A 21,485-nucleotide genomic window follows, 5' to 3' on the forward strand; every position below is an offset into this window, starting at 1 on the left:
GGGCACGGCTGGGAATCCATCCCCACCCTTCACTCCGTGCCGCGCTGCGCCAGGGCCTTGAGGGTCCGGGCGGTTTCACGCTGGGGGAGGCGCGGCCCCTGATTCGACGGAAGGGAGACGGCCCATGGATGCCATCATGTTGTTGAAGGCGGACCACAAGACGGTGGAGCAGCTGTTCCGCAAGTTCGAGAAGGCGGGTGAGCACGCGCTCGCGCACAAGCGCAAGCTGGTGGACGAGATGGTGCGGGAGCTGTCCATCCACGCCGCCATCGAGGAGCAGGTCTTCTACCCGGCCGTGCGCGCGCGCTCCGAGGAGCTGTCCCCGGACGTGCTGCGCGCGCTGGAGGAGCACCACGTGGTGAAGTGGGTGCTGTCGGAGCTGGACACGATGCCGCCGGAGTCCGAGCGCTTCGACGCGAAGGTGCACGTGCTGATGGAGAACGTGCGCGCCCACGTCACGGAGGAGGAGCAGTACCTCTTCCCGGAGGTGAAGAAGGCCTTCAAGCCGCAGGAGCTGCGGCAGGTGGGCGAGGCGCTGGAGCTGGCGAAGAAGGCCGCGCCCACGCACCCGCACCCGGCCCAGCCGGACACGCCGCCGGGCAACCTGCTGACGGGCGCGGTGGCGGCGATGATGGACATGGGGCGGGACGCGCTGCGCGTCGCGCGCCGCAAGGCGGTGACGCAGGTGCGCAAGTCCGCGCCGCGTCCGCTGCGCAAGCCGCTGGAGTCGATGATGTCGCTCGACTCCTCGGGCGACTCGCTGCACTGAAGTGAGCGTCCGGCGCTGGACGTCCCCGGGCCCGGTGAATGTCCACCGGGGCAGGGGCGTCCCAGGGGTATGAGGGGGCTTTCGCGCGACACGCGCGAAGGTTCTCCCGCCTTTGGGAAGGAGGCGCCATGTCCGCTGTTCGCAGGATGTTGACGACGCTGGTGATGCTCGTGGGCTTCACGGCCGCCGCGCAGACGCAGGTTCCCCCGGCCGAATCACCGCAGCCGAGGCCGCCGGTGGATCCGCGGGTGCGCATGCTGCGCGTCGAGGGCACGGGCGAGGTGAAGGCCCAGCCGGACGAGGCCTTCATCGACGTGGCGGTGGAGACGTCCGCTCCGAACGCGAAGGCCGCGGGCGAGGAGAACGCGAAGCAGATGGAGAAGGTGCTCGCGGCGCTCACGGGCGCGGGCATCGCGAAGCGCGACCTGCAGACGCGCAACTACAACGTCTATCCGGAGTACACGCCGTCGCCGCCGCAGGGCGGAGAGCCGAAGCTCAAGGGCTACCGCGTGAGCAACCTGGTGAGCGTCCACGTGACGGACCTCTCCAAGGTGGGAGGCCTGCTGGACAAGGCGCTGGCGGCGGGAGCGAACCGGGTGGACTCCGTGCGCTTCGGCCTGAGCCGCCAGGACGCGGTGCAGGGCGAGGCGCTGCGGCAGGCGGTGGCGCGGGCGAGGAAGTCCGCGGACGTGCTGGCCGCGTCGCTGAACGTGAAGCTGGGCGCGGTGCTGGACGCGAGCACGGTGACGGAAGCGCCGCGCCTGTACCCGGCCACCTTCGCCATGGACATGGCGGAGTCGCGAGCCGCGCCCACCACGCCCATCCAGCCGGAAGAGCAGACTGTGCAGGCGAAGGTGACGCTCATCTTCGCGATTCAGTAGCTACAGCCATCCCAAGGCCAGCAATCTCAACGGCTTGCCGGGGTGCTGCGTTGTCGGGGGAGCTTCATGTGCCCCCAATGTGCCCCTCTGGCGCGGTCAGGCCAGAGCGGCGCGGTTCTGCGAAGCGGGCGCGTCGAGCTGTTGGACGGCGCGCTCCTTCGTCTCCGGGGAGAGGTGGGCGTAGCGCATCGTCATTTCGATGGTGGCGTGGCCCATCAGCTCCTGGATGACCTTGAGCGGGACACCGCGCATGGCGAGGTGACTGCCGTAGGTGTGGCGGAGGTCATGCCAGCCGATACGGCCCTGCTCACGGGTGATGCTCGCCCGAATCAGGCTGCGCTCCAGCGGTCGCCGCATCAGGCCGTCGGTGAGCGGCTGGCCGTCCTCCTGACAGAACACGTAGGCCCCGCGCAGGTGCCGGTGTTCCTTGAGGGCATCGACCACGGACGCGGGCAGGTCCACCCCTCGCTCGCGGCCACCCTTGGGCAAGCCTTCCTGTCCGTTCGTGCGGGTGCGCCGGACCTGGAGCTTGCCGCGCGGCAGGTCCAGGTCACTCCACTGGAGGCCCATCAGCTCGCCCTCGCGGAGGCCCGTCTTGATGGCGACGAGGAGCAGCGCCCTCCACGCGGGTTCGGCGTGGGCGACAAGCCGCTCGGCCTCCTCGAAGGTGAGGAAGTCGAATGCGGGCTTCCGCGTCTTCAGGAGCTTCACGCGAGGGACATGGGCGATGACGCCCTGTTCCTGCGCGAGCGTGAGCAGCTTGTGCAGCACCGTGAGGGTGTTGTTGATGTACCGGGGGCTCATGGGCGGTGGCCCGGAGCCCTTGCGCAAACGGAGGGCTGCCCGCGAGGGGGCTTCCTTCCGTGCCCGCGCGCCCGAGTGTTTCTTGCGCATGGCGGCTTTGAAGTCCTCGATCTCCGCGAGGCCGATGGCATCCAGCGCCATGGCTCCGAAGAACGGCAGGAGGTGATCCGCCAGAATCTGCCGCTTGCTGAGCAGGGTGGAACCCTTGTTGTTGTTCTCGCTGTACGTGATGAAGCGCGGCTCGAACTCCGCCAGCGTGACGACGCGCTTCTCCGTGGGCTTCTCCTTTCCGAAGGTCCCGGTCAGCAAGGCGTGGCGGACCTGACGCTCGTACTCCTCCGCGCCCCGGCGGGTGTTGATGGGCGATGCCTTGCGGACTCGCTCCACCTTCCCGCTGGGGTGCTGGTACTTCACGTCCACCCACCACGCTTCCTGCACCTTGCCCTCCGCCGTCTTCCACTTCCGCTGCCTGACGCTCATCGGTTCTCGCCGAGCGCAGGACCGCCGTTACCCGGCTGCCATGCTAACAGCGTGTCGCGGCGGATGCGGATGGATCGGCCGATGTGGATCACGCCTGAGAGTTGAGTCAGGCGGATCAACTCGTAGAGCGTCTTCCGGTTCACGCGCAGGAGCGCTGCGGCCTCGTCGACCGTCAGGAACTCGGGTGCGCTGGCTCCTGCTTCAGTGGGCTTCGTCATCGCGTCGGCCCGCCCCCGTTGGTTGGAGGCGCGCGGCCTGGCATTGCCTCGGGGGACGGCTGCGGGTTGCTCATGCTCGCGACGTGAACACCGCGCGGGGCCGTGAGCGGGACGACCTTCGCCGCTTGCGGTGATGCGTCCTGAGCCGGCTGATGCCAAGAGGGAAGCCAGCCCCGTGCCCTGTTGTCGCGCTGCTCGGTCCAGCCTGCTGTCTTCAGCGCGGCAAGGAAGGTCCGTTTCTGGGGCGGATGCTTCTGCCCCACCGCGATGCAGAAGCCGCAGACCGCCGCATACAGCGCGTCATTCGTGAACGCCTGGGTCTTGCCCACCTGAGCGCCGCCACGGTGAATCGCTTGGGCCATCGGGCCCGTCGTCGCCCAGTCGCGGAGCTGCGCGTCGGGGTCTGGGCTCTCGCTGAGTTCTCGCAGGAACTGCTCCGTCACAGGCTCGCTGAGTTGCTGAAGCTCCTCGCGGGACGCATTGACGTGGGGCCGGCGGACCCGTCGCACGTCCACGGCGCGAGTCCCCATGTCATGCGCGAAGGCGGCCACCTGCCGCATGAACTCAGGCGTGAACGCGTCGTCCTCTCCAGGAGCGTGCAGCGATTCCAAGAACTCCCGATGCGTCATGCCCAGGTCCGAGTGCGTGTACTCGGCGGGTTTGGTCCTGTTGTGGAGCACCGTCCAGCGGCGGTCGCCCTCTTCGATTTCAAGGGGCTTCGTCCGGTTGGTGGCCGCGAGGAACGCTGCGCGATTCGTCGCGGACGTCCGGCCAACGCCCTTGCTCTCCAGGAAGACCTCGCCGTCGGTGATGGTCGCCTTGAGCCCGTCGCCGAGCGAACCCCCGCGCTTGTGGTTGTCGAGCAACTCGTTGGCGAAGATCAGGAGCTTCGTGGCGAAGTGGAAGTTGTAGGGCTTGGCCAGATCCGCCTCGCCAATCTGAACGCAGTTGGACGGCCCCAGCAGGTGCGCCAGCACGCGATAGAGCACGTTCTTCCCGGAACCCGGAGGCCCTTGCAGAAGGATGGCGGTGCCCGGCCTGGAGCCCGGATGCTGGACCTTGAAGGCGATCCAGTTGAGCAACCAGTCCAGCCCGGCTTCGTCCTCCGCGAGCCAGAGAAGCACTCGGCGCACGTTGGGCCACGTTCCCGGCACCGGTACGAGCGAAGGGGGCTCCCAGGTGTTGACCGCGAAAGTCCCGTCCTTGCGCATGAGGAGCGCGGGGGCGTGCGGCCGGCACTCCATGGACATAACGCCCACGCAGAGATCCGGGACGTTCGGCGAGGACGCTAGCGGGCTCGCCCCACGTGGCCACGTATCGCGCGGCTCCAATAGCCCGCGCAAAATGAGGTAGTCCTCCGCGGCCTTCTGGGTCAGGAACTCGGGAGCGAAGCCGTATCCGTCGTGTCGACGTGCAAGGTAGCGCTCCAGCGGAACGATCTTCACCAACGGCAGCTTTGCCACCTGGGCATGCGCGCTGTCCCTGTCGGCGACGTCAGCCGAAGCGTTACCGGGCTGGATCTCCGCGCTCATCGCTCGCCTCCGTTTTCGAGGTTCGGATGGGCCACCAGTTTCAGAGCCCGGAGCCATCGTGCGTGCTCTGCCTCCTGGTCAGCCTTCCGCTGTCGCTCCCATTGCGTGAGCTTGGCGCGTGCGCCTCGCAACCCACGCAGTGCTTCGCCCCACACGTCGCGCGAGGATTCCAGGTGGGCGAGGGCATCAAGCGAGCGGCGCGCGCATTCGAGGATGCTTTCTGAACTCTCGTCAGGCTTGGCCACCCTGGCCAGCAGCTCGGTCAGCTTGTTGATGCCCAAGTGCCGCTGCCCGTCGAGCATGAGCACTTCGCCCGCGTCCATCTGCGCGAGCACCGTCACCACGTCGGAACGCTTGAAGCGCTGGAGCCGCTTGCGCACGTCACTCGGATTCGCCGCTCGCAAGCCGCCCACCTGCTTTTCATTGGGGCGTTCGGCGTAGCGCGCGAAGGGCTCCCGGAGCAGGGGACCGAACTCGGCCTGCACGTCCAGCGGCTGGCCCTGGTGATGTTCAGGGGCTGGGCGTGGCACTGCGTTGGAGGGGTCCCAGCTTGGCAGGTAGTAGAGCCGCGCCACGTCCTTGCAGGATGCATCGGCCTTCAGCGCGGCGTCGGTCATGTCGCCCAGGCCCACGCACTGCATGAGGCGCGGCCACAGACGCTCTGACCAGCGGCACGGTGAGCCCACGGGAACGGGCTCGCTGAACGGGAAGACGACCCGGTAGCGGATGGGCTTCGCTGTGCGCCCGTAGGAGTGCGTGGGGTAGGCGAGGAACCACAGGCCACGGCGGCGCAGGCCTGTAAGCCACGCCTCAAGCGCGGTCCGGGTCTCACCATCGAAGTCCACGATGCCCAGGGTGACGTGGGAGAGGTTCGCGTTGCGGCGGTAGGGTGTGGGCGTGGGCTGCCCGTCCTTGCCTTCGTAGAGGCCATCAGCGCGGGGCGGGCACGGCCTGGCGGGGATGATGGCGCGGCCGTCCTTCTCCTCGCGCAGGAGCGGCTCCTCGGCCACCTCCCAGAGCGCGGCCATCAGCTCGGCCATTGAATCGAACGTCACGACCTCCAGGCCACCGGGCGTGAACCGCGAGTCCGTCAGGCAGACCGCCCAGGATGCGAGCGCGGAGGTTGAAGAACAGCCGGCCGCGCTGGCGGATGTGACGGAGCACTCAACGCGTGGGGGCTCCGTCACTGCACCGTCACCGGGGTTTTCACTCTGCACGTGACGGAGTGACAGAACTTCCTTTTCCTTAGGAGAAGAAGAGAGAGAGGAGAGGGAGAAAAGAGCTGCGTCAGTCACTCCGTCACCGCCTGTTCCGAGGCGGCCGCAGGGCTGACAGCCAGCGTCGCGTCATTGAGCTGGGTGAGGGCGTAGACCCGTGGCACAGCGCCCCGAGCGCCCGGCGTGTAGCGGAAGGACTCGCGCACCTTGCCAGCGCACAGAAGGAGGGTGAGCGTCCGACGGATGATCTCTTCTCCCGCGTTGATGCGCTCGCGCAGCTCCTTCACGGTGAGGCCCTTGGTCCCGGCGTCGCCCAACGCCGCGATGACATGAGGGCGGTAATTCTCGACGGCTTCAAACATGGTCGTCCTTCGTTGGCTGTGACTTCGCCCCCCGTAAATGGGTGCGATTTCCGAAGGTGGCCCACGCTCCAATGTTTCCGCAGGGGCCGCGCCGCTCCCTCGCTTGTGACTCGTAGACCTGGGAGATTCAGCGCCACGATCCGCTGCGGTAGGTTCATGCCCCCCCGGTTCCGATTTCCGAAGAGGCGACCTGTGAGACCTTGCTCGGCGGTCCCACACGCTCGAAAAATTCTCAGGAAAAATGAGGGGCCTCGTTATGCGCGGCGTATCCCCTGATTCCTTGCCGAAACGACCGCGTGCGGAGGCTGCGCGGAGATCTGCGACCCCACGGCACCTGTTACGGTCAGCGCCGTCTTCTCGGAGGTTGCCTGCCGGTGCTCCTGGTTTTCCGTCCGTTGCTGCTGCTGTCCCTTCTTCTGCTGGGCACGAACGTCACGGCTCAGGAGCCTTCACGAGGGCGTGAGTTGGTGCAGCGGCGGGTGACACTCTCCCAGTCCGCGACCGGCAAGCCCGTGGAGCTGCACGTCGCTTCTGGCTCCCTCACTGCATTGGAGTTCGACTCCCCCGTGGATCGTGCAGGAGTGAAGCTGGGGGACGCCAGAGACCGTTTCGAGCTGATCGTGGCCACTGACCGGCTGATCATGCTCAAGCCCACAGGCGACTTGGGAACGAGTGAGCGCGTGCTGCTGACCGTGCCCTTCGCGGACGGCATGGCCCCAGCACGCGCTGTTTTCGCTCCCGTCACGAACGCCACCCAGGTGGATGCGCAGGTCCAGGTGTCGCGGCTGCCACGCACGGCCGAGGCGGTGCAGGCCGAATTGGACGAGGTGCGCGCCGCATGCGCGGGAAAGAACATCGAATTGGAAGCGCTCCGGGCGCGAAGCGCGGCCACGGGACCCTCGGGCATGCTCTTGGCTGGGATGCTGGATCCTGTCGGTATCCAGGTGAAAGAACTCAAAGCCCAACTGTTGAAGCCCGCTAACGGGCTAACGGTAGAGCGTCTCACCGCCTTCCGAGGCACAGGGTGGGTCGCGCTCTCGCTTGAAATCACGAACGAAGGGGCGGCGCCCTGGACGCCCACGGAGGCCCGACTGTCCTCGGCGCGCGGTGGGCGCTCCCATGCGATGGTGACGATGCGAGAGCCTCACATCGCTCCGGGTGGGAAGGCGCAGGTCGTGGTGGAGGCCCGTGGCGAGGATTGGCCTAAAGACGCCACCCTCCGGGTGGAACTGCGCGACAGCGCGGGAGAGCGGCGCCTTCTCATCCCTTCCCTGGTGTTCTAGAAGCGCGGGCCATGCTGCTTTTCATTCCCGCCAGCTTGAAGCCCGGGCAGATGGTGGATGGCTGGCGCGTGGTGAAGGCCCTGGGTTCGGGATCCTTCGGCGCCGTCTACCTCGTAGAGAAAGAGGGCCAGCGTTTCGCGCTGAAGATGGCCATGCACCGCGCCAGCAGTGGAGACGCGGAGCAGTCGGACGCGCGCCTGATGCGGGAGATGGTCTGCCTGGCCCAGGTGAGCGGCCATCCCAACATCGTGCGCATGTATGCCCACGGCCGATGGAACGACGCGACCCGGGGCTGGCTCTACGTCGTCGAGGACTACGTGGAGGGCTACACGCTGGGCGAGTGGATGGAGAAGACGCACCCCACGGCGCATGAGGTGGTGGCCCTCTTCGTCAAGCTCGCCTCCGCCCTGGCCCACGTGCACGCGCGGGGTGTGTTCCACCGTGACTTGAAGTTGAGCAACATCCTCGTGCGTGCCTCCGACGGTGAGCCCTTCCTGTTGGACTTCGGGGTGGGCAGCTACGCGCGGGCGCCCGAATTGACGGACTCCCCCCTGCCGCCCGGCACCCGGCGCTACCGCTCCCCCGAGGCCACGAAGTTCCTGCGCGAGCATGGCGAGGAGTCCGAGGCGCGCTACACTTTCAAGGCCACGGATGATGTCTACGCGCTGGGCATCTGCCTCTATGACCTGCTGACGATTGCGCGCCCCTGGAGTGAATCTCCGGCCATGTTCCTGGGGGGCAGGCTGGAGTTGCCCGCGCCGCATTCGCTCAACCCTCGGGTGCCAGCGGCCCTGGGCGCGGCCGTCCTCCATTTCGTTGCCCGCGATCCGGAGAAGCGTGCCCCCACGGCGGAGGTGATGCGGCGCGAGCTGACGGCATTACTGCCTGAGGTGGGAATCGCTTGGAGGGAGCCATTCCACGTTCCCAAGCCCCACGTCCAACTCGCCCCCGAGGCGCCACCCCCATTCCCTCACAGGAGGTGCCTGCCCCGGCCGCCCGGCAGGGACTGGTGACCGCGCGAGGGGCCTTCATGGTGGCGCTTGCCGTGCTCCTGGGCGGCCTCGTGCTGTGGCGCTTCACGACACCCTCGGAATCTCTTCCCACTGCACAGCGGACGCCGTTAGCGCCCTCCTCCGCATGGCAGGTGAATCCAGAGCCGAAGCAACCTGCTCCCCCTCCAGCGCCCGCCACGATGCCCCCTGAAGTAGCCTCTCCCGTGTCCGCACCCGAGCAGAAGGAAAGTCCTCCCGTGAAGCGCGCTCCCTCGCCCATGTCTCCGCCGCCCGCTCCCGCTATCAGGAAGCCAAAGCCCCTGGCCGTCTCCCCGGGCTGGCCCCCGGCGGAATGGGGTGGCTTCCTCAAGACGTGCGCGGGTCTGACCGCCGCCGCTGCCCTCCAGATGGGCTGCCCGGGAGCCCAGGTGCGGCCCGAGGCCGCGGACTGCCCCGAGGCCGCACGCAAGGCAATGTTCACCAAGAAGGCGGACGGCGGGTTGGGGTTGCGGAAGAATGCCTATGTCGCCTTCTACGCGGACGCGCGTCAGAGGCGCGCGGGTCATGATGGGATCTTCCGCGAGGGGCCCGTGACGGGGGAGGTATACACCGACGAGCAGCGCGCATTGCCCAAGGGCACGCTGCTTTACGGCTACCTGTGGACGGGGAACAAGGACCTGCTGCTGGGACGCTACACCGAGGCCCGGCTTCCGAATGGCCAGAGGGTGCCGGTCTGCATTGAGATGGGAAACGAGGACGAACTCGGATGGACCACGAGAGCCGAGGAGTCCAAGCCGGGCGAGATCGTGACTCGCAGTAACCTGTCTGGCATCGCGGTCGAACGTTGGCGTTGAGGCTCCTGCCCGACGTAACACTCATTTACAATTCAGCCCCTGTCCTTCTCACCCGGAGTGAGAGGAATTTCGGGGGAGTTGAACCCGCCGCGTCGTTCCTGAGGATCGATGCGGGCACTACCTTGCAAGTTCCTTCGCGCGAATTCCTCTCGCGCAGGCGCAAGGGGTATCCGCATGGCCCATCCGTCTGATCCGCTGCTCTCCAGCGGCGTCGTGCTCTTCACGCAGGGGGACACCTCCTACGAATTCTTCCGGGATCTGGGAGTGGGGCGGCTGGGAGAGCGCGTCCTGCTCGCCTTCGTCCGGACGCCCCAAGGGCTGGGCGACTGCGTGGTGCTCAAGTGCATCCCCCTGCCGCAAGGCGAAGAGCTGTCCGAAGGCTTTCAGCACACGCGGACGCGGCTGGAGGAAGAGGTGCGGCTCGCGCGCTACCTCCAGCATCCGCGCATCGCGCGCGTCCATGGGCTTGTCGAGATGACGCATGGGCTGTGCGTGGTGATGGAGAACCTGGAGGGCTTGTCGCTCAACACGCTGCTGTCGGTGGCCCAGGCGCGCGGACGCTACTTCTCTGAGTCCTTCGTCCTCTACGTAGGCGCGGAGGTCGCGGCGGCGCTGGACTACGCGCATACGCGCACGGATGAAGCGGGGCTGCCGCTGGGCATCGTCAACCGCGACGTCAACCCGGGCCGCATCCGCCTGGGGCCGCGCGGTGAGGTGCGGATGACGGACTTCGGCGTGGCCCTCTCCCGGTTGACTGGTCGCGTCGCGACGTCCTTCCCCCGGCCCCAGGGCGAAGTCCTCTATGCCGCGCCCGAGGCCTTGCTGGGCGACGCGGTGGATGCGCGAGCCGACCTCTTCTCTCTGGGGCTGACGCTGCTGGAGTTCGCCACGGGGCGGCACCTCTACGACCCGGGCTACCTGCTCGCGGAAGGGGTGGAGGCACGGCTGTCGCGGGAGGAACGAGAGAAGGTGCTGGCAGCGTCGGTGGCCTCGCTGGGGCTCAATCTGCCGCCCTTCGCGGAGGACATCATCCGGTGTGCCATGTCGTACCTCTCTGTGGACGTGGAACGCGCGGCGGAGGGGCTGTCCGTGCCACTGCGCGACATCCTCCACACGCTGCTGCGGCCCGAACCTTCGGAGCGCTTCGCCACAGCGTCGGAGTTAGAGGGACTCTTCCGCGCGCGGCTGGCGCGATTGCCGCCGTATTCGGGCGAGGCCGCAGTGAAGGAGGTTCAGCAGGCTCTTGCGGAAGCGGAGCATCAGCTCTGGGATATCGAAGTGCCGGATGACGAAGGAGGTATTCTTGTTCCTCTCCCTGTCCCGCTAAATCAAGATGAGATCCCCACAGAGCCCTCTCATCGGCGTGGTCCACCAGCGGCTGCCACGAAGAATAGCAACCGGACGAGGTGATAACTTTGCGCGAGGGAGGACTCTGTTGGGGGCAAAGAAACCATAAGCCTAAAGTTTTATCCGTGCTGAGTTGTAGAGAGGGGAATATTCATGAGCCGGCTCTTGAAATCTTACGAAATGCGGACGACGATGGTGTCAGCGGTTGCGAAAGGAAACAGAGGCCTGCGCCTAAATGTTGTTTGTGGGTTGATGGTAAGTGCGAGTCTCGTTGGGTTTGATCAGTGGGTTGGCTTGGTTGTTGATGGATGATTTCACTGGAGGATGGCAAATGCCCTGGAGTGCGTTTGCCGTTCATGTGTTGGGCTTGGGATATGCCGCGAACAGTTGATGAAGCGTTTCGGGATTTTTTGTTTCAATTGACGCCGACGGTTGGGGAGTCAAATGCAGCGAAGTCTCATCGTGCTTCCATAGAGTCGTGCCTTAGGCGGAATTTCGGATTGAATGCGTTCTTTAGGACAGGGTCCTTCGGGAACGGGACAAGTATTTCAGGATATAGCGACGTCGACTATTTTGCGGAGCTTCCCACGTCAGAGTTGACTGCGAATTCCTCGTATTCGTTGGTCAAGGTCCGGAATGCACTTGATGCTAGCTTTCCAAGAACGAACGTTCGAGTGGATTGCCCTGCGATCAAGGTCCCATTTGGAGTGAACGCAAACGAATCTACAGAAGTTGTTCCAGCGGATTTGGTCGGAAGAACGAGTGGGGGGTATCGACTCTACGATATTGCTGACTGCGAGAGTGGGTGGCGTCGGTCTAGCCCTGATGCCAGCAATGAATATGTTCGTGCAGTTGATGCAAGGCTGAATGGACGGGTGAAACCCCTTATTCGCTTTGTTAAGGCGTGGAAATACTTCTGTGATGTCCCGGTTTCTTCGTTCTATTTGAACATGTTCGTTGCGCGATACGCGCATGGTGAGAGTTCAATTGTTTATTGGGTGGATATTGAAGTGATACTTCGCCAGTTGTGTAATTCCGATTTGCCGAGCATGCAGGATCCCCAAGGGATTTCAGGCTACATTCGGCCGTGTTCATCTGATGTGAAGTGGCAAGAGGCCAGGTCGAAGTTGCAGACGGCCTCTGCACGTGCAACGAAAGCACGAGACGCCATGAAAGAGGGGCGACAGTTGGATGCCTTTGATTGGTGGTACAAGCTGTTTGGAGGCAGGTTTCCGGCCTATTACTATTAATGAACAGCATCCCTATTGAGCAGAACAAAGAAGAGAATCTGGAGTTGCTTGCGGCGCAGCGAGAATTGTACTCGCGTGTGAAGTTTCTCCTTGCTCTGTCCATGGTGTTGGCTGCGCCATTTGCCGTGTTCTGGTCGTTTGTTGCCGCTCGTTGGGCTGGCTTTAAGCCGCTAGCGGCAGCATGGGGGGTTGGTATTTTCCTGATTGATTTCTTTTATTTGAGTAGAAGGCAGAAAGAGTTGCGAAAAGAAGCGGCGCTGATTCAGGAGAAGTTTGATTGTGGCGTGTTGGTGATCCCATGGAAGTCACTCAAGGCTGGTGCGGCACCATCCATGGAGGGGGTCCTGGAAGCAGTTCAGTCGTATCGACGCAAGCATGGCAAGTACGACAGCTTGATTGACTGGTATCCGCCTGCTGTTGGTTCCCTGCCTTTGGGGGAGGCCCGGATAGTTTGTCAGCGGGCTAATTGCGTTTGGGATGCCCGGCTTCGTCGTCGATATGCTGTCTCCGCTGTGGTTTGTGTTGTTGCTGTTATCCTCGTGTCTTTGGGGGCGGGCTTCCTTGGGGGCATGAGATTTGATGAGTTTTTTGCCGTAGTAGTCCCGCTGGCGGTGCCCGTCTTGACGATCGGGTTGCGTCAGTTTTCGGAGCAGAAGGATGCTGCTGTTGCCAGCGAACGAGCAACAAAGCATGCCGAAGATCTGTTGGTTCGTATTGAGGGTGGTGCTGCTCCGAAACCCGAAACCCTCGATAAGGAGGCTCGTGAACTGCAGGATGAGATCCTGGACCGAAGGCGTCAAAGCCCACCCATATTTGATTGGATATATTTTCGCTTACGAGCGGAGCAAGAGGTCCAAATGAACGAGGCGGCCTCACGTAGAGTGAAGGCGATTCTGCAGGCACGCGCGTCAACAGAGGGTTGAGGGTGCCGGGGGGACCATCTTGCGCCTGTGATGCGCATCCCCGTTGCCTCTTGATGCCTTCAATAAAGGGAGTTAAACCGGTTGTAGCAAAGTTGCACAATGCGCGTTCAATGCGTGCGCCTCATGTCTAGGATGCCAGTGCCGGGAGACGCGACCTACGCGCAACGGAAGAGACTGGCGTGCTTACCGCCGCAAGAGCGACTGGCCATGGGATACCCTAACAGCCGCTGACGGAAAGTGTGGACTGGGCTGGTCAAGGGTAAGGGTCGTCTCCAGTGTGAGGATCCTGGCCCGCGAATTTGTTCTCGACGCCTTTCATCAGTGCATGGTGCTGCTTCTTCCTCCGTCCCAGTTTGAAAAGAGGTTTGGCCTCCCTTGGGCGGATGAGCTGGAAGCTAGAGGTGATCTCAGAATTGCCTCAAGAGGATGAGGATGCAGCCGAGGTGGAGGAAGCCGAGGAAGCTCTCCACCTCCACCTCCACCTCGTAGCGAGTCACGAGGCGCCGGAAGTTCTGGAGCCAGGCAAAGAGTCGCTCTACCTTCCCCGCGTCGGCGGTATCGACGCAGTTCTCGCCCATCCCGGGTCTTCGTCTTACGCATCGGCGATGCGGAGCAGTCAGCTTCACTCAGCGCTCGTGCCACAGTCGCTCGTCGAGCTTGCCAGCGTCATCGGTCTTGCCGGCGATGAGTCGCCCTGGACGCTCGTCGATGTTGCCCAAATGCAAGCTAAGATAGGCTTGTGGCCACCTGAGTAGGAGGGACGATGAGCGGAGAGTTTCTAGAAACTACGAAACGGACGTTGTCTGAACGTGTGGGGGCATGTTGTTCCTTTTGCCTTGTCCACACGAAGGGTGCCTCGGCAGAAGCCCCTAATGCAGTCACCTCGATTGGAGAGGCTGCGCATATAAAGGGCAACAAGCCTGATGCTCGCCGCTACGACCCCTCGATGACAGATGACCAGCGACGCGCTATTGAGAATGGTATTTGGCTGTGCAGAAACTGTCACGGCAAGATTGATCGCGACGAGGTGACCTTTACTGTGGCGTTGCTTCTCGCGCGTAAGGCTGAAGCAGAGCTCCGTATGGGTGGGCTTGTAGGAGCGCCCAATGGGGTTGTGCCCGTGTTCGACTGGGCAACGGCGGTGTATTCGAGCACGCATCAAGACTACATTGTGACGGTCTCCGTCCGTAATGAGTCCGAACAGCCGATGACGATGATGGGTGCCACGCTAACCGTAGGGACAGAAGTCAACGCGACCAGTAATAGCTTTCCGAGTAATAGAGGCGGGTTTCGTAAGTTGGACCATCGAGGTGAGCGGCTACAGGCCTTCGACGGAGTTGAAGGTTCGTGGTTTTTTGGATGGAGCTTTGAGGATGGGGGGGAGCGTCTACCCCTTCCTGATGGGGCGACTGTTGGCCTGCTCAAGGTCAGGTTGGCTCATGGGCCAGTTATTGAAACGCCAGTCGATATTGTGAGCTTGGCGAGGTTTCATGACGACAGGGCGCTGCGCCAACTTGTGGAGCAGGTGCCTCTTGTGTTGAGCAAGCAGGTTGTTGCTGAACTGCTCGCGGCCATGGACGTAGATCACTTGGTTTTCTTGCGACAGATTGGTCCATTTAGGAAGTTCTTGGGTGTTGTGAAGGACTATTTGCCTCTCTCGGCGCCAGCCTCGGCAAGTACGGGATATCAGCCTCTTGATGAGTTGTACTTGGCTGTTAAGCAGTTGGTTGGTTTTGTTGCAAGTTGGTTCTATCCGTACCCTTCTGCTGGGAGCGCTGATGAACGAGATACGGCTTTTGCCCTTTGGCCTCAAGGGAATGTCGACAGGGGCTCTCCATCTCCGGAGCAAGAAGATAGATATCTGCGACTTGTGGATGCGATGGAGTCTATTGTTGCTGATGTGAAGGTGGCGTACGACCATTTTGTTGCTGTGCTTCCCGCTGCGCAAAAGTAGGCGCTGTTGGAGCGGGCGGAGTGTGTGGCCGTAATCTTGGCGTGCGAATTGGGAGGAGCCGTAATGCCGATTGAAGTGACTGGTCTTGCGGAGTTGGTTCGAGTTCTTGATGAGGCTCGAAGGAGTGCCCCCAAGGCCTATCAGCTTGATGGGAGCCTGGGACCCATGGGTAATCGCGTTAAATACTTGGCTTTTCGGTTTCCGACGCCGCTGGGCTCGCAGTCTTTCTCCCTCGCGTCCGACACTCATATGAGCGCGGTCGACATGTTTCTCGCACTTGCACGCGACGCACGGCGGATAGAGGAAGTGCTCGAACTCGCGGAAACCCCTCGCGGAAACGCCAAGCTCGTCCTCCGCTCCGCTAGGCGAATCAAGGGCTGGTACTGTTACGTGGAGAGATGAACATCCGACTTCACTTTTAGATGGAAGTGACGCTCAAGAGGGATGCTTCAACTGAGGGCTAATCCAAAGAGGCTGGGGGATAGAGGCATCTGCGCGTCACATTGAACCTGTCGTGCTCGAAATCATTCAGGGGTGGCCAAGTGCTCTGCTACCTTACGGCTATGTGCCCCCAGTGTGCCCCTCCAGCGAGGATTGAAGGGGCACACCAGGGAACCCCCCCGGGCCAGAACGGGATGGCGTCCCGAGCGGAACCAGGGCGACAGGTGGGTAACCGCGCGTCCTGCGTGAGGTTTCCTGTCGCACTGGCGAAGGTGACGCTCATCTTCGCCATCCAGTAGGCGCGGCTGGGGGACACTCCAGGAAGGGACGTCGTCACCTGCGTCCGGACCTGGAGTGGACCCATGCGCGTGGGCGTCCTGTTGTGTTGCGCGGTCGTATTTCTCACGGGCTGTGCCTCGACTGCCTCCAGCAGGACCCTGCGCTACGCGCCCCGGGAGTCCGCGAGGGCACGAACTCCAGGCACGAATGCCGTCCGCGCCATCGCGAGCTCCGGCGTGCGCACGGATGCCTGGGAGCAGTTGCTGACGGACGCGGGACTGGAGACGCGGGACGCGCGTCCTCTGGGCGCCGTGCTGACACCGACACAAGCGGCGCGGCTGCTGGACGTGCTTCTGGAGAAGCCCGTCACGCTGGCCTACTTCCCGCCTCGGATGGCGGCGAGCTTCCTGCTGCGCGAGGTGCTGGAGAACGGCGAAGTCTCACGCGAGGAACTGCTGCGACGAGTGGAGCGATTCTCTCGGGAGCAGGTCGCGGTGTTGCGACCGGACGGCTACCTCGCGTGGGCGCTCAGCGGACGCACGCAGCAGAAGGTGGCACCCGTCGAGTGGAAGGACGGCGCCTTCCGCGCGCACGGCTTCGAGCTGGGCCGCTTCTACAGCGGCAAGGGCGGCGTCTTCCGTGCCGTGGATGCGCGGCTCCAGGCCTCGGATGGGCGACCCCTGGCAGAGGTGTACGACGACGCGGACGTCATCAACCGCTCGCTGGATGGAGCCGAGGATGCCTTCGTGGAGCTGTACCACGCGCTGGGACAGGTGCTCACGCGTCCCGTGGATAGCGTCGCGGGTCTCCGCAACCTGCCTGCGGGCGTAGCTGCACTCATCGCCTCATCGCCCGCGTACTGGGAGCGCTTCCAGTCCATGACCCGTGGTGAGCAGATCCGCGAAGCGTCACGACTGACGACGGGCCTGTTCGTCACCTGGGGCGCGGCCTCGGCCACGACACGGACGCTGAAGGGGATGGCGCTGGGGGCGGAAGTCTCGGTGCCAGTGCTCTCACTGTCGGCGGAAGGAGCGCTGGCGCTGGAGCGCGTCGCGGTGCCAGTGGGACGTGCGGCGGCGGTGCTGGGCGGAGGCCCTGGAGCCGCTGTCATCCTCCTGCGGTCCAACACGACCGGCACGGGCGCTGCGCCCTCCATGGGGCCTGGGCAATGGGGGTCCGCCAATGAGTCCTTGAAGCCGCCTGCTCGGCGCTACCAGGAGCAGATCACGGGGCACTCGGCGGATGAGGCGTACTGGGTCGGAGGCGTGGGCCCGAACAGCGGAGGCGTGAAGTTCGACGGCTTCAAGGACGGGGTACTGCTGGAGGCCAAGGGACCCGGTTACGCGAAGTTCTTCGAGGGACTGGAGCCCAAGGAGTGGTTCCGGAACTCCGGAGCACAGGGGCTCATTGACCAAGCCCAGCGACAGAGCGACAAGGTACGGGGTATGGGCATCCCCATCGAGTGGCACGTCTCGGAGACGCATGCCGCGAATGCCATCCGGAAGCTGCTTGAGGACGCGGAAGTCAAAGGAATCAAGATCATCAGCACTCCGGCGCTCTGAGGAGAGAACATCGTGACCGGTAAGTCCGAGCCTGAGAGCTACCCTGAAACCTACAATGCTGGCGCCTACTGGGGCCCGCGTAAGGAGTCACCCGAGGAGTGTGCTCGGCGAACGGCAACCTTCCTCAACCTCCTGGCTTCGTGCGACCCCCTTCTGGCTCAATGGTACAAGCCCGCCAAGTCACGCAAGGACGCGCGCAATGCGCCCCTCATGCCGCCTGATGTGCCCACCTTGACCGAGCTGTTCCGACGAGGCGTTAACCGCGAGAAGGGAGGGCCGATCATCGAGCAATTGGGCTTTCGCTTCTCCTTTGACAACGGTGGGACCGGTGGTGATTACGCGAGTCTGCGCATCAATGGCGGCATGTATTCAGAAGCCGTTTCCAACCACTGCGTACTTTCCCTGCCATCGAAAGGGCTGAATGCGGGCCGGTTGCTCACTACGCCAGTGCTGACGGACGTTGTGCGCGGCATGGTGTCTTCTTGGGAGCCGGATTGGGCGTTGGCAGGCTCCAGCGCATACAGGATGCAGTACCCGGAGCCAGACTCGGCGCCCTTTTCCCTGGGGTGGTTTACGTACCTATCAATTCGCTTGGGCACGGTGCCGCCACTTCCCGCCCCCGTGCGCATCGAGCAGGTGGAGGACAAGGGCACATTGATCATCCTGACCCCCGAGCGCTTCACGGTCGCCAACCCCGAGCACATTACGCTAGCGCGGCGTGTGCGTGAGTTGTTGGCTCGAGCGGGCCTGCTGCGACCCGTGCTCTCACCCTAGAGCTTGAAGTTCCAACCCGCGAGGTGCCGCAGCTCGCTCGCGCCTCCCGTGGGGATGCGCTCCGGCACGGGCTGGCCGTGCGGAGGGGCGGGCACGTCTACCTCGATGCGTTTGACCCCGGGGGTCTTGTCGAGCCCGCCGCACCAGGTCTGCCAGCGCTCGCCACTCAGACGATCCCGGAAGCCGATGCCCACCACCTGCTCCGCCGTGGGCGGCGCGGGGGAGAGCAGGTCGAGGTACTCCATCCGGCCTCGCAGGATGCCCCGGCCGTCGGTGCGCACCTCATGGCAATAGGCCGCCCCCCACAGGTCCTCGCGCAAGCGGATGGCGTACACGCTGCCCGGCGTCGGCGGGCCCGTGATGGACCTGGGCCGGGAGCCGGCCGGGCTGGCCGTCTTGCGGCGCGCGGGCGCGGTTGCGATGGGTGCGGGGGGCTCCGCCTCCGGCCGTGGGAGATGGCCGAACAGCGTGGCCACCAGCGTCTCTTGGAGGCCCTCCTTCGCGGACCACCACGCCAGCGGCGCCGGCACCTCGACGTGGGTCGAGGGACGACGGTCGCGCTCGATGGCTGGCGTGAAGCGGGTCATCAGGCCCGGATGTTCCGGTGTCTGGAGGATGCCGATGAACGCGAGCGCTTCCAGCACGGTCTCGCAGCGATAGGGACGGTTGGCGCTCAAGAGCCGGGCCTTGTGGAGCGCGGTGCGCGCCTGGCTGTAGCGCGTCGCGGGGGGAAGGCCGCGCAACAGCTCGAGCACCTGGTGGAACACCCAGACATCCCGGGGCGTGGGCGTGGGCCAGGAGGAAGGCGGGCTGTCGAGGGCCGCGGCCAGGGCGAGCGCGCCGTTGACCGGATGGTCGACACCCCAGTCCCCGCCCGACAGGTGACGCAGATACGCGACGGAGGTGACGTCGATGGCGCCTGCGTTGAAGAAGCAGACACGGCAGCTGCCTCCTCCCATGCGCTCTTCGGCGTGGGCCGGCATGGCCCTCCCCAGGATGGCGGCGGGCAGCACGCTCAACCAGGCGAGGTCGGCGGACACCATCGAGGCCACGAACGCATCGGCCGCCGGGCGCAGGTCGACCTTCGCGGCGGACCGGCGCAGCGTGTCGATGGCCTCGTCATGTCCCCACTGGATGAAGGCGTTGGGCACCAGCCCGGCCGCCTTCAGTTGCTGATGATCCGCCTCCGTGAAGGTGGAGGGGATCCGGTGGCTGTAGCGGCCGTCGTCATCGAAGGCGCTGTTGCGCGAGCTGTAGACGCGCTCCAGCAGGGCCATGACGGCAGGATCGGGACGGGTCATCTCCAGGGCACGGTACGGGAGGCGGCCCGCGCCGTCACTCCTGCGCTTGTGCCAGCAGCCGCGCGTCCCGGAGCAGGGCCTCCAATCCCTCCTCGCCCTCGGTGACGCGGTAGTAGCCGCGAAGCTGTCCCCCGGCGTCCACGAGGATGAAGTGCTCGCCGTGGAAGACGCTGAAGAAGTCGTCCTCGCCCGCGTCGGCGTCGCGACCCATCATCACCCGGAAGCCCTCCAGCACGGTCGTCTCCACCTGATCCAACGGACCCGTCAACAGCGTCCAGTTGGACGTGTCGATGCGGTGGTCGCGCGCATAGGTGGTCAGCCGCTCCGGCGTGTCATGACGCGGATCCACGCTGAACGAGGCGAAGCGCAGGTCCAATCCCCGCTCCCGCGCCTGACGCTGCACCCGCAGCATCTTCTCCGTGAGCAGCGGGCAGACGGTGGGGCAGCGGGTGAAGAAGAAGTCCGCCACGTAGAGGTGGCCTCGCATGTCGGCGTCGGAGAAGGAGCGTCCCGTCTGCGCCGTCAGCTCGAAGCGCGGGAGCGGCCCGTACCGGGGCAGGTTCTCCGCGGCGATGCGCGCGCGTTCGCGTTGAACACGCGGCCATGCGAGGAGCACCAGCGCGACTGCCAGCACCCCCGCGAGTGCGAGCCAGGGAAGGGACTTGCGAGGAGGGGACATGGAGTTCATGGGAGGCGGCAGGTGCGCAGACAGCGTGCGTCCGCGATGACGCGTTCGGAGGTGGGGAGGTCCTGGCTCGAGTCGTACGCGCCCCGGACCTGGAGGCGTTGATCCACCAGCAACAGGAGGCGTCCGCGCTCCCAGAGCCGCTGCCAGCCCGGGTGGAGTTCCGTGGATTCGTCCCGCGACGCCGCGATGACGACCCGGACAGGGACGCCGTCCGCCTCCAGCCGCTCCTGGATGCGTCGCAGGACGGAGAGGGATTGCGCCTCCGGCTTCAACACGCCCTGGAGCAGGGTGAGCTGTCCATGCAGCTGCCCGGTGTCCAGCGGCTGTCCCCGGTCATCGCGAAGCGTGAGCGCGGGCAGCGGGCCATACACCGGGGGCGGGACCTCCAGCTCCCAGGTGTCGTTCGGGGCAGGCGCCTCCGACCAGGCGAAGTCCAGCACCGCCACGAGCCCCGCGCACGCGAGCGCGGACACGGTCAACCCCGCGGCTCCCAGCACCACGAACACCCATGACGAGGACGGAGGAGCGGACATGCCGGCGCACCCTCTCGCATCCGGGCCGCATGCGCGATGCGACACCTTGTCGCAGAACGCAGGCCGACCTCTTCCGCTACATGGCGGGAATGATGAAGGCACTGCTGATGGGGATGCTGTTGTGGGGCGCGACGCCCTCCGCCGGTCCAGACGCGGGAACTGTGAGCGCGCGAACCTCCGTGGGGACGGCGGCCAGCGCCTCCGGCCGGCTCCGCGTGGAGGTCCTCTCCGCGATGCCGGCCCTGCGACGAGGCGTTCAGACCTTCCAGGTGCGCGTCACCGACGCCGGGTCGGGCAAGCCGGTGCCCGGTGTCGTGCTGACCGTCCAGCCCTGGATGCCCGCCATGGGCCACGGCATCTCCGAGGTCCCCCGCGTCACCGCTCGGGAGCCCGGGACCTTCGAGGTGTCCGACGCGGACCTCTTCATGCCCGGCGTCTGGGAGCTGCGCTTCACGCTGAAGGGGACGGTGGAGGACACCGCCACCGTCACCCTCAAGCTGGGACGGTAGGCTCAGGGCTCGAGGGCCGCGCGAGCCGTCTCACGCGGCATCAGGCCGCTGAACGCGTAGATGAACGCGCCGTTCTCCGTGACATCCACGGTGCAGGCGCCCGCGTGCGACAGCCCCTCCAGCACCTCCTTGGCTTCGGTGAACGAGAGCTGACTGCTCGCCGCCACCTCGGCGATGGTGACGCGGCCTCCGTGCTGCTTCGCGCAGGCGAGCACGATCCGCTCGACGTCGCGGGAGTCCAGCGCGGCCCGCACCCCGGGGGCATCCCTCAACTCGGGCGGCAGCTTCGCGCGCCGCGCGGAGCGGATGAGGGCCAGGCCTGCGAGGACGAAGACGGCGCCGAGGATGAGCCCCGCGACCGTCTGGTCCACGGTGCCCTTGATCAGCTTGTCGATTTCGCTGCCAATGCCAAACACGCCGAACGCGGCGAGCGCCCAGCCGATGATGTTCTTCATGAAGCCCCCATGGCGGTCCCCGCGCCAATTCATACCAGAAGACGCCGTGTCTCCAGCGCACGCGGACCTCCATTCGG

22 protein-coding genes are annotated in these 21,485 nt (G+C 64.9%); 13 read left to right on the forward strand and 9 right to left on the reverse strand.

Annotated elements, in window-relative coordinates; translation table 11 throughout:
- Positions 1–124 precede the first annotated feature (124 nt).
- A complete protein-coding gene (locus D7W79_RS08470; protein ID WP_120524837.1) occupies positions 125–769 on the forward strand; it encodes a hemerythrin domain-containing protein in 645 nt (214 codons plus the stop codon).
- 128 nt (positions 770–897) lie between these two features.
- Entirely contained in the window at positions 898–1,650 is a 753-nt protein-coding gene (locus tag D7W79_RS08475; RefSeq protein WP_120524838.1) for an SIMPL domain-containing protein, read from the forward strand.
- Positions 1,651–1,746: 96 nt separating this feature from the next.
- Here D7W79_RS08475 and D7W79_RS08480 read toward each other — a convergent pair whose 3' ends face one another.
- From D7W79_RS08480 to D7W79_RS08500, 5 genes are all read right to left on the reverse strand, one after another.
- The gene (locus tag D7W79_RS08480; RefSeq protein ID WP_120524839.1) at positions 1,747–2,934 is read right to left on the reverse strand and encodes a tyrosine-type recombinase/integrase; all 1,188 of its coding nucleotides are present in this window, start codon (positions 2,932–2,934) and stop codon (positions 1,747–1,749) included.
- A complete protein-coding gene (locus D7W79_RS08485; protein WP_120524840.1) occupies positions 2,931–3,152 on the reverse strand; it encodes a helix-turn-helix domain-containing protein in 222 nt (73 codons plus the stop codon). The genes D7W79_RS08480 and D7W79_RS08485 overlap by 4 nt, the downstream gene beginning before the upstream one ends.
- Positions 3,149–4,684 carry a primase-helicase family protein gene (locus D7W79_RS08490; RefSeq protein WP_120524841.1) on the reverse strand — a complete coding sequence of 512 codons (1,536 nt, stop codon included), beginning with the start codon at positions 4,682–4,684 and terminating at the stop codon, positions 3,149–3,151. The genes D7W79_RS08485 and D7W79_RS08490 overlap by 4 nt, the downstream gene beginning before the upstream one ends.
- Entirely contained in the window at positions 4,681–5,739 is a 1,059-nt protein-coding gene (locus D7W79_RS08495; protein ID WP_147441851.1) for a hypothetical protein, read from the reverse strand. The genes D7W79_RS08490 and D7W79_RS08495 overlap by 4 nt, the downstream gene beginning before the upstream one ends.
- A gap of 236 nt (positions 5,740–5,975) precedes the next feature.
- A complete protein-coding gene (locus D7W79_RS08500; RefSeq protein WP_208729670.1) occupies positions 5,976–6,263 on the reverse strand; it encodes a hypothetical protein in 288 nt (95 codons plus the stop codon).
- Between the two features lie 374 nt (positions 6,264–6,637).
- On the opposite strand from D7W79_RS08500, the gene D7W79_RS08505 reads away from it, so the two are divergent.
- The 10 genes from D7W79_RS08505 to D7W79_RS08530 all read left to right on the forward strand — a co-directional run bounded on the left by D7W79_RS08505 (position 6,638) and on the right by D7W79_RS08530 (position 17,922).
- Complete coding sequence (locus D7W79_RS08505) at positions 6,638–7,546, forward strand: DUF2381 family protein (protein WP_158616914.1); 909 nt, start codon at positions 6,638–6,640, stop codon at positions 7,544–7,546.
- An 11-nt stretch (positions 7,547–7,557) separates the two neighbouring features.
- A complete protein-coding gene (locus tag D7W79_RS44865) occupies positions 7,558–8,559 on the forward strand; it encodes a serine/threonine-protein kinase (protein WP_244221653.1) in 1,002 nt (333 codons plus the stop codon).
- A 236-nt stretch (positions 8,560–8,795) separates the two neighbouring features.
- The gene (locus D7W79_RS44870) at positions 8,796–9,392 is read left to right on the forward strand and encodes a hypothetical protein (RefSeq protein ID WP_244221654.1); all 597 of its coding nucleotides are present in this window, start codon (positions 8,796–8,798) and stop codon (positions 9,390–9,392) included.
- 174 nt (positions 9,393–9,566) lie between these two features.
- Positions 9,567–10,802 carry a serine/threonine protein kinase gene (locus D7W79_RS08515; RefSeq protein ID WP_120524844.1) on the forward strand — a complete coding sequence of 412 codons (1,236 nt, stop codon included), beginning with the start codon at positions 9,567–9,569 and terminating at the stop codon, positions 10,800–10,802.
- 311 nt (positions 10,803–11,113) lie between these two features.
- Positions 11,114–11,989 (forward strand): SMODS domain-containing nucleotidyltransferase, encoded by an 876-nt coding sequence (locus D7W79_RS46080; RefSeq protein WP_120524845.1) that lies wholly within the window; start codon positions 11,114–11,116, stop codon positions 11,987–11,989.
- A complete protein-coding gene (locus D7W79_RS43180; protein WP_244221656.1) occupies positions 11,944–12,912 on the forward strand; it encodes an S-4TM family putative pore-forming effector in 969 nt (322 codons plus the stop codon). Before D7W79_RS46080 ends, D7W79_RS43180 begins: the two co-directional genes overlap by 46 nt.
- A 383-nt stretch (positions 12,913–13,295) precedes the next feature.
- Positions 13,296–13,667: a hypothetical protein gene (locus D7W79_RS46185; protein ID WP_158616915.1), complete on the forward strand. Its 372-nt coding sequence runs from the start codon at positions 13,296–13,298 to the stop codon at positions 13,665–13,667.
- Positions 13,668–13,675: 8 nt separating this feature from the next.
- Positions 13,676–14,866, forward strand: a complete 1,191-nt coding sequence (locus D7W79_RS43185; RefSeq protein ID WP_147441853.1) for an HNH endonuclease — start codon at positions 13,676–13,678, stop codon at positions 14,864–14,866.
- An 803-nt stretch (positions 14,867–15,669) separates the two neighbouring features.
- Positions 15,670–17,148 (forward strand): Tox-REase-5 domain-containing protein, encoded by a 1,479-nt coding sequence (locus tag D7W79_RS45690; protein WP_120524846.1) that lies wholly within the window; start codon positions 15,670–15,672, stop codon positions 17,146–17,148.
- Positions 17,149–17,160: 12 nt separating this feature from the next.
- Positions 17,161–17,922 carry an immunity 52 family protein gene (locus tag D7W79_RS08530; RefSeq protein ID WP_120524847.1) on the forward strand — a complete coding sequence of 254 codons (762 nt, stop codon included), beginning with the start codon at positions 17,161–17,163 and terminating at the stop codon, positions 17,920–17,922.
- Here D7W79_RS08530 and D7W79_RS08535 read toward each other — a convergent pair.
- From D7W79_RS08535 to D7W79_RS08545, 3 genes are read right to left on the reverse strand one after another with little or no spacing between them, the layout of a single operon-like run.
- Positions 17,919–19,223, reverse strand: a complete 1,305-nt coding sequence (locus tag D7W79_RS08535) for a hypothetical protein (RefSeq protein ID WP_120524848.1) — start codon at positions 19,221–19,223, stop codon at positions 17,919–17,921. The genes D7W79_RS08530 and D7W79_RS08535 overlap by 4 nt on opposite strands.
- Positions 19,224–19,257: 34 nt before the next feature.
- Positions 19,258–19,911, reverse strand: a complete 654-nt coding sequence (locus D7W79_RS08540; protein WP_120524849.1) for an SCO family protein — start codon at positions 19,909–19,911, stop codon at positions 19,258–19,260.
- Positions 19,908–20,444, reverse strand: coding sequence for a hypothetical protein (locus tag D7W79_RS08545; RefSeq protein WP_147441854.1), 537 nt, complete (start codon positions 20,442–20,444; stop codon positions 19,908–19,910). Before D7W79_RS08545 ends, D7W79_RS08540 begins: the two co-directional genes overlap by 4 nt.
- Before the next feature lie 92 nt (positions 20,445–20,536).
- Between D7W79_RS08545 and D7W79_RS08550 the strand changes: the two genes are divergently transcribed.
- Entirely contained in the window at positions 20,537–20,953 is a 417-nt protein-coding gene (locus D7W79_RS08550) for a FixH family protein (protein WP_120524860.1), read from the forward strand.
- Positions 20,954–20,955: 2 nt separating this feature from the next.
- Here D7W79_RS08550 and D7W79_RS08555 read toward each other — a convergent pair whose 3' ends face one another.
- On the reverse strand, positions 20,956–21,408 hold the full coding sequence (locus D7W79_RS08555) for a hypothetical protein (RefSeq protein ID WP_147441855.1): 453 nt from the start codon (positions 21,406–21,408) through the stop codon (positions 20,956–20,958).
- Positions 21,409–21,485: the final 77 nt, after the last annotated feature.

Source organism: Corallococcus exercitus, from assembly GCF_003611585.1.
Taxonomy (GTDB): Bacteria; Myxococcota; Myxococcia; order Myxococcales; family Myxococcaceae; genus Corallococcus; species Corallococcus exercitus.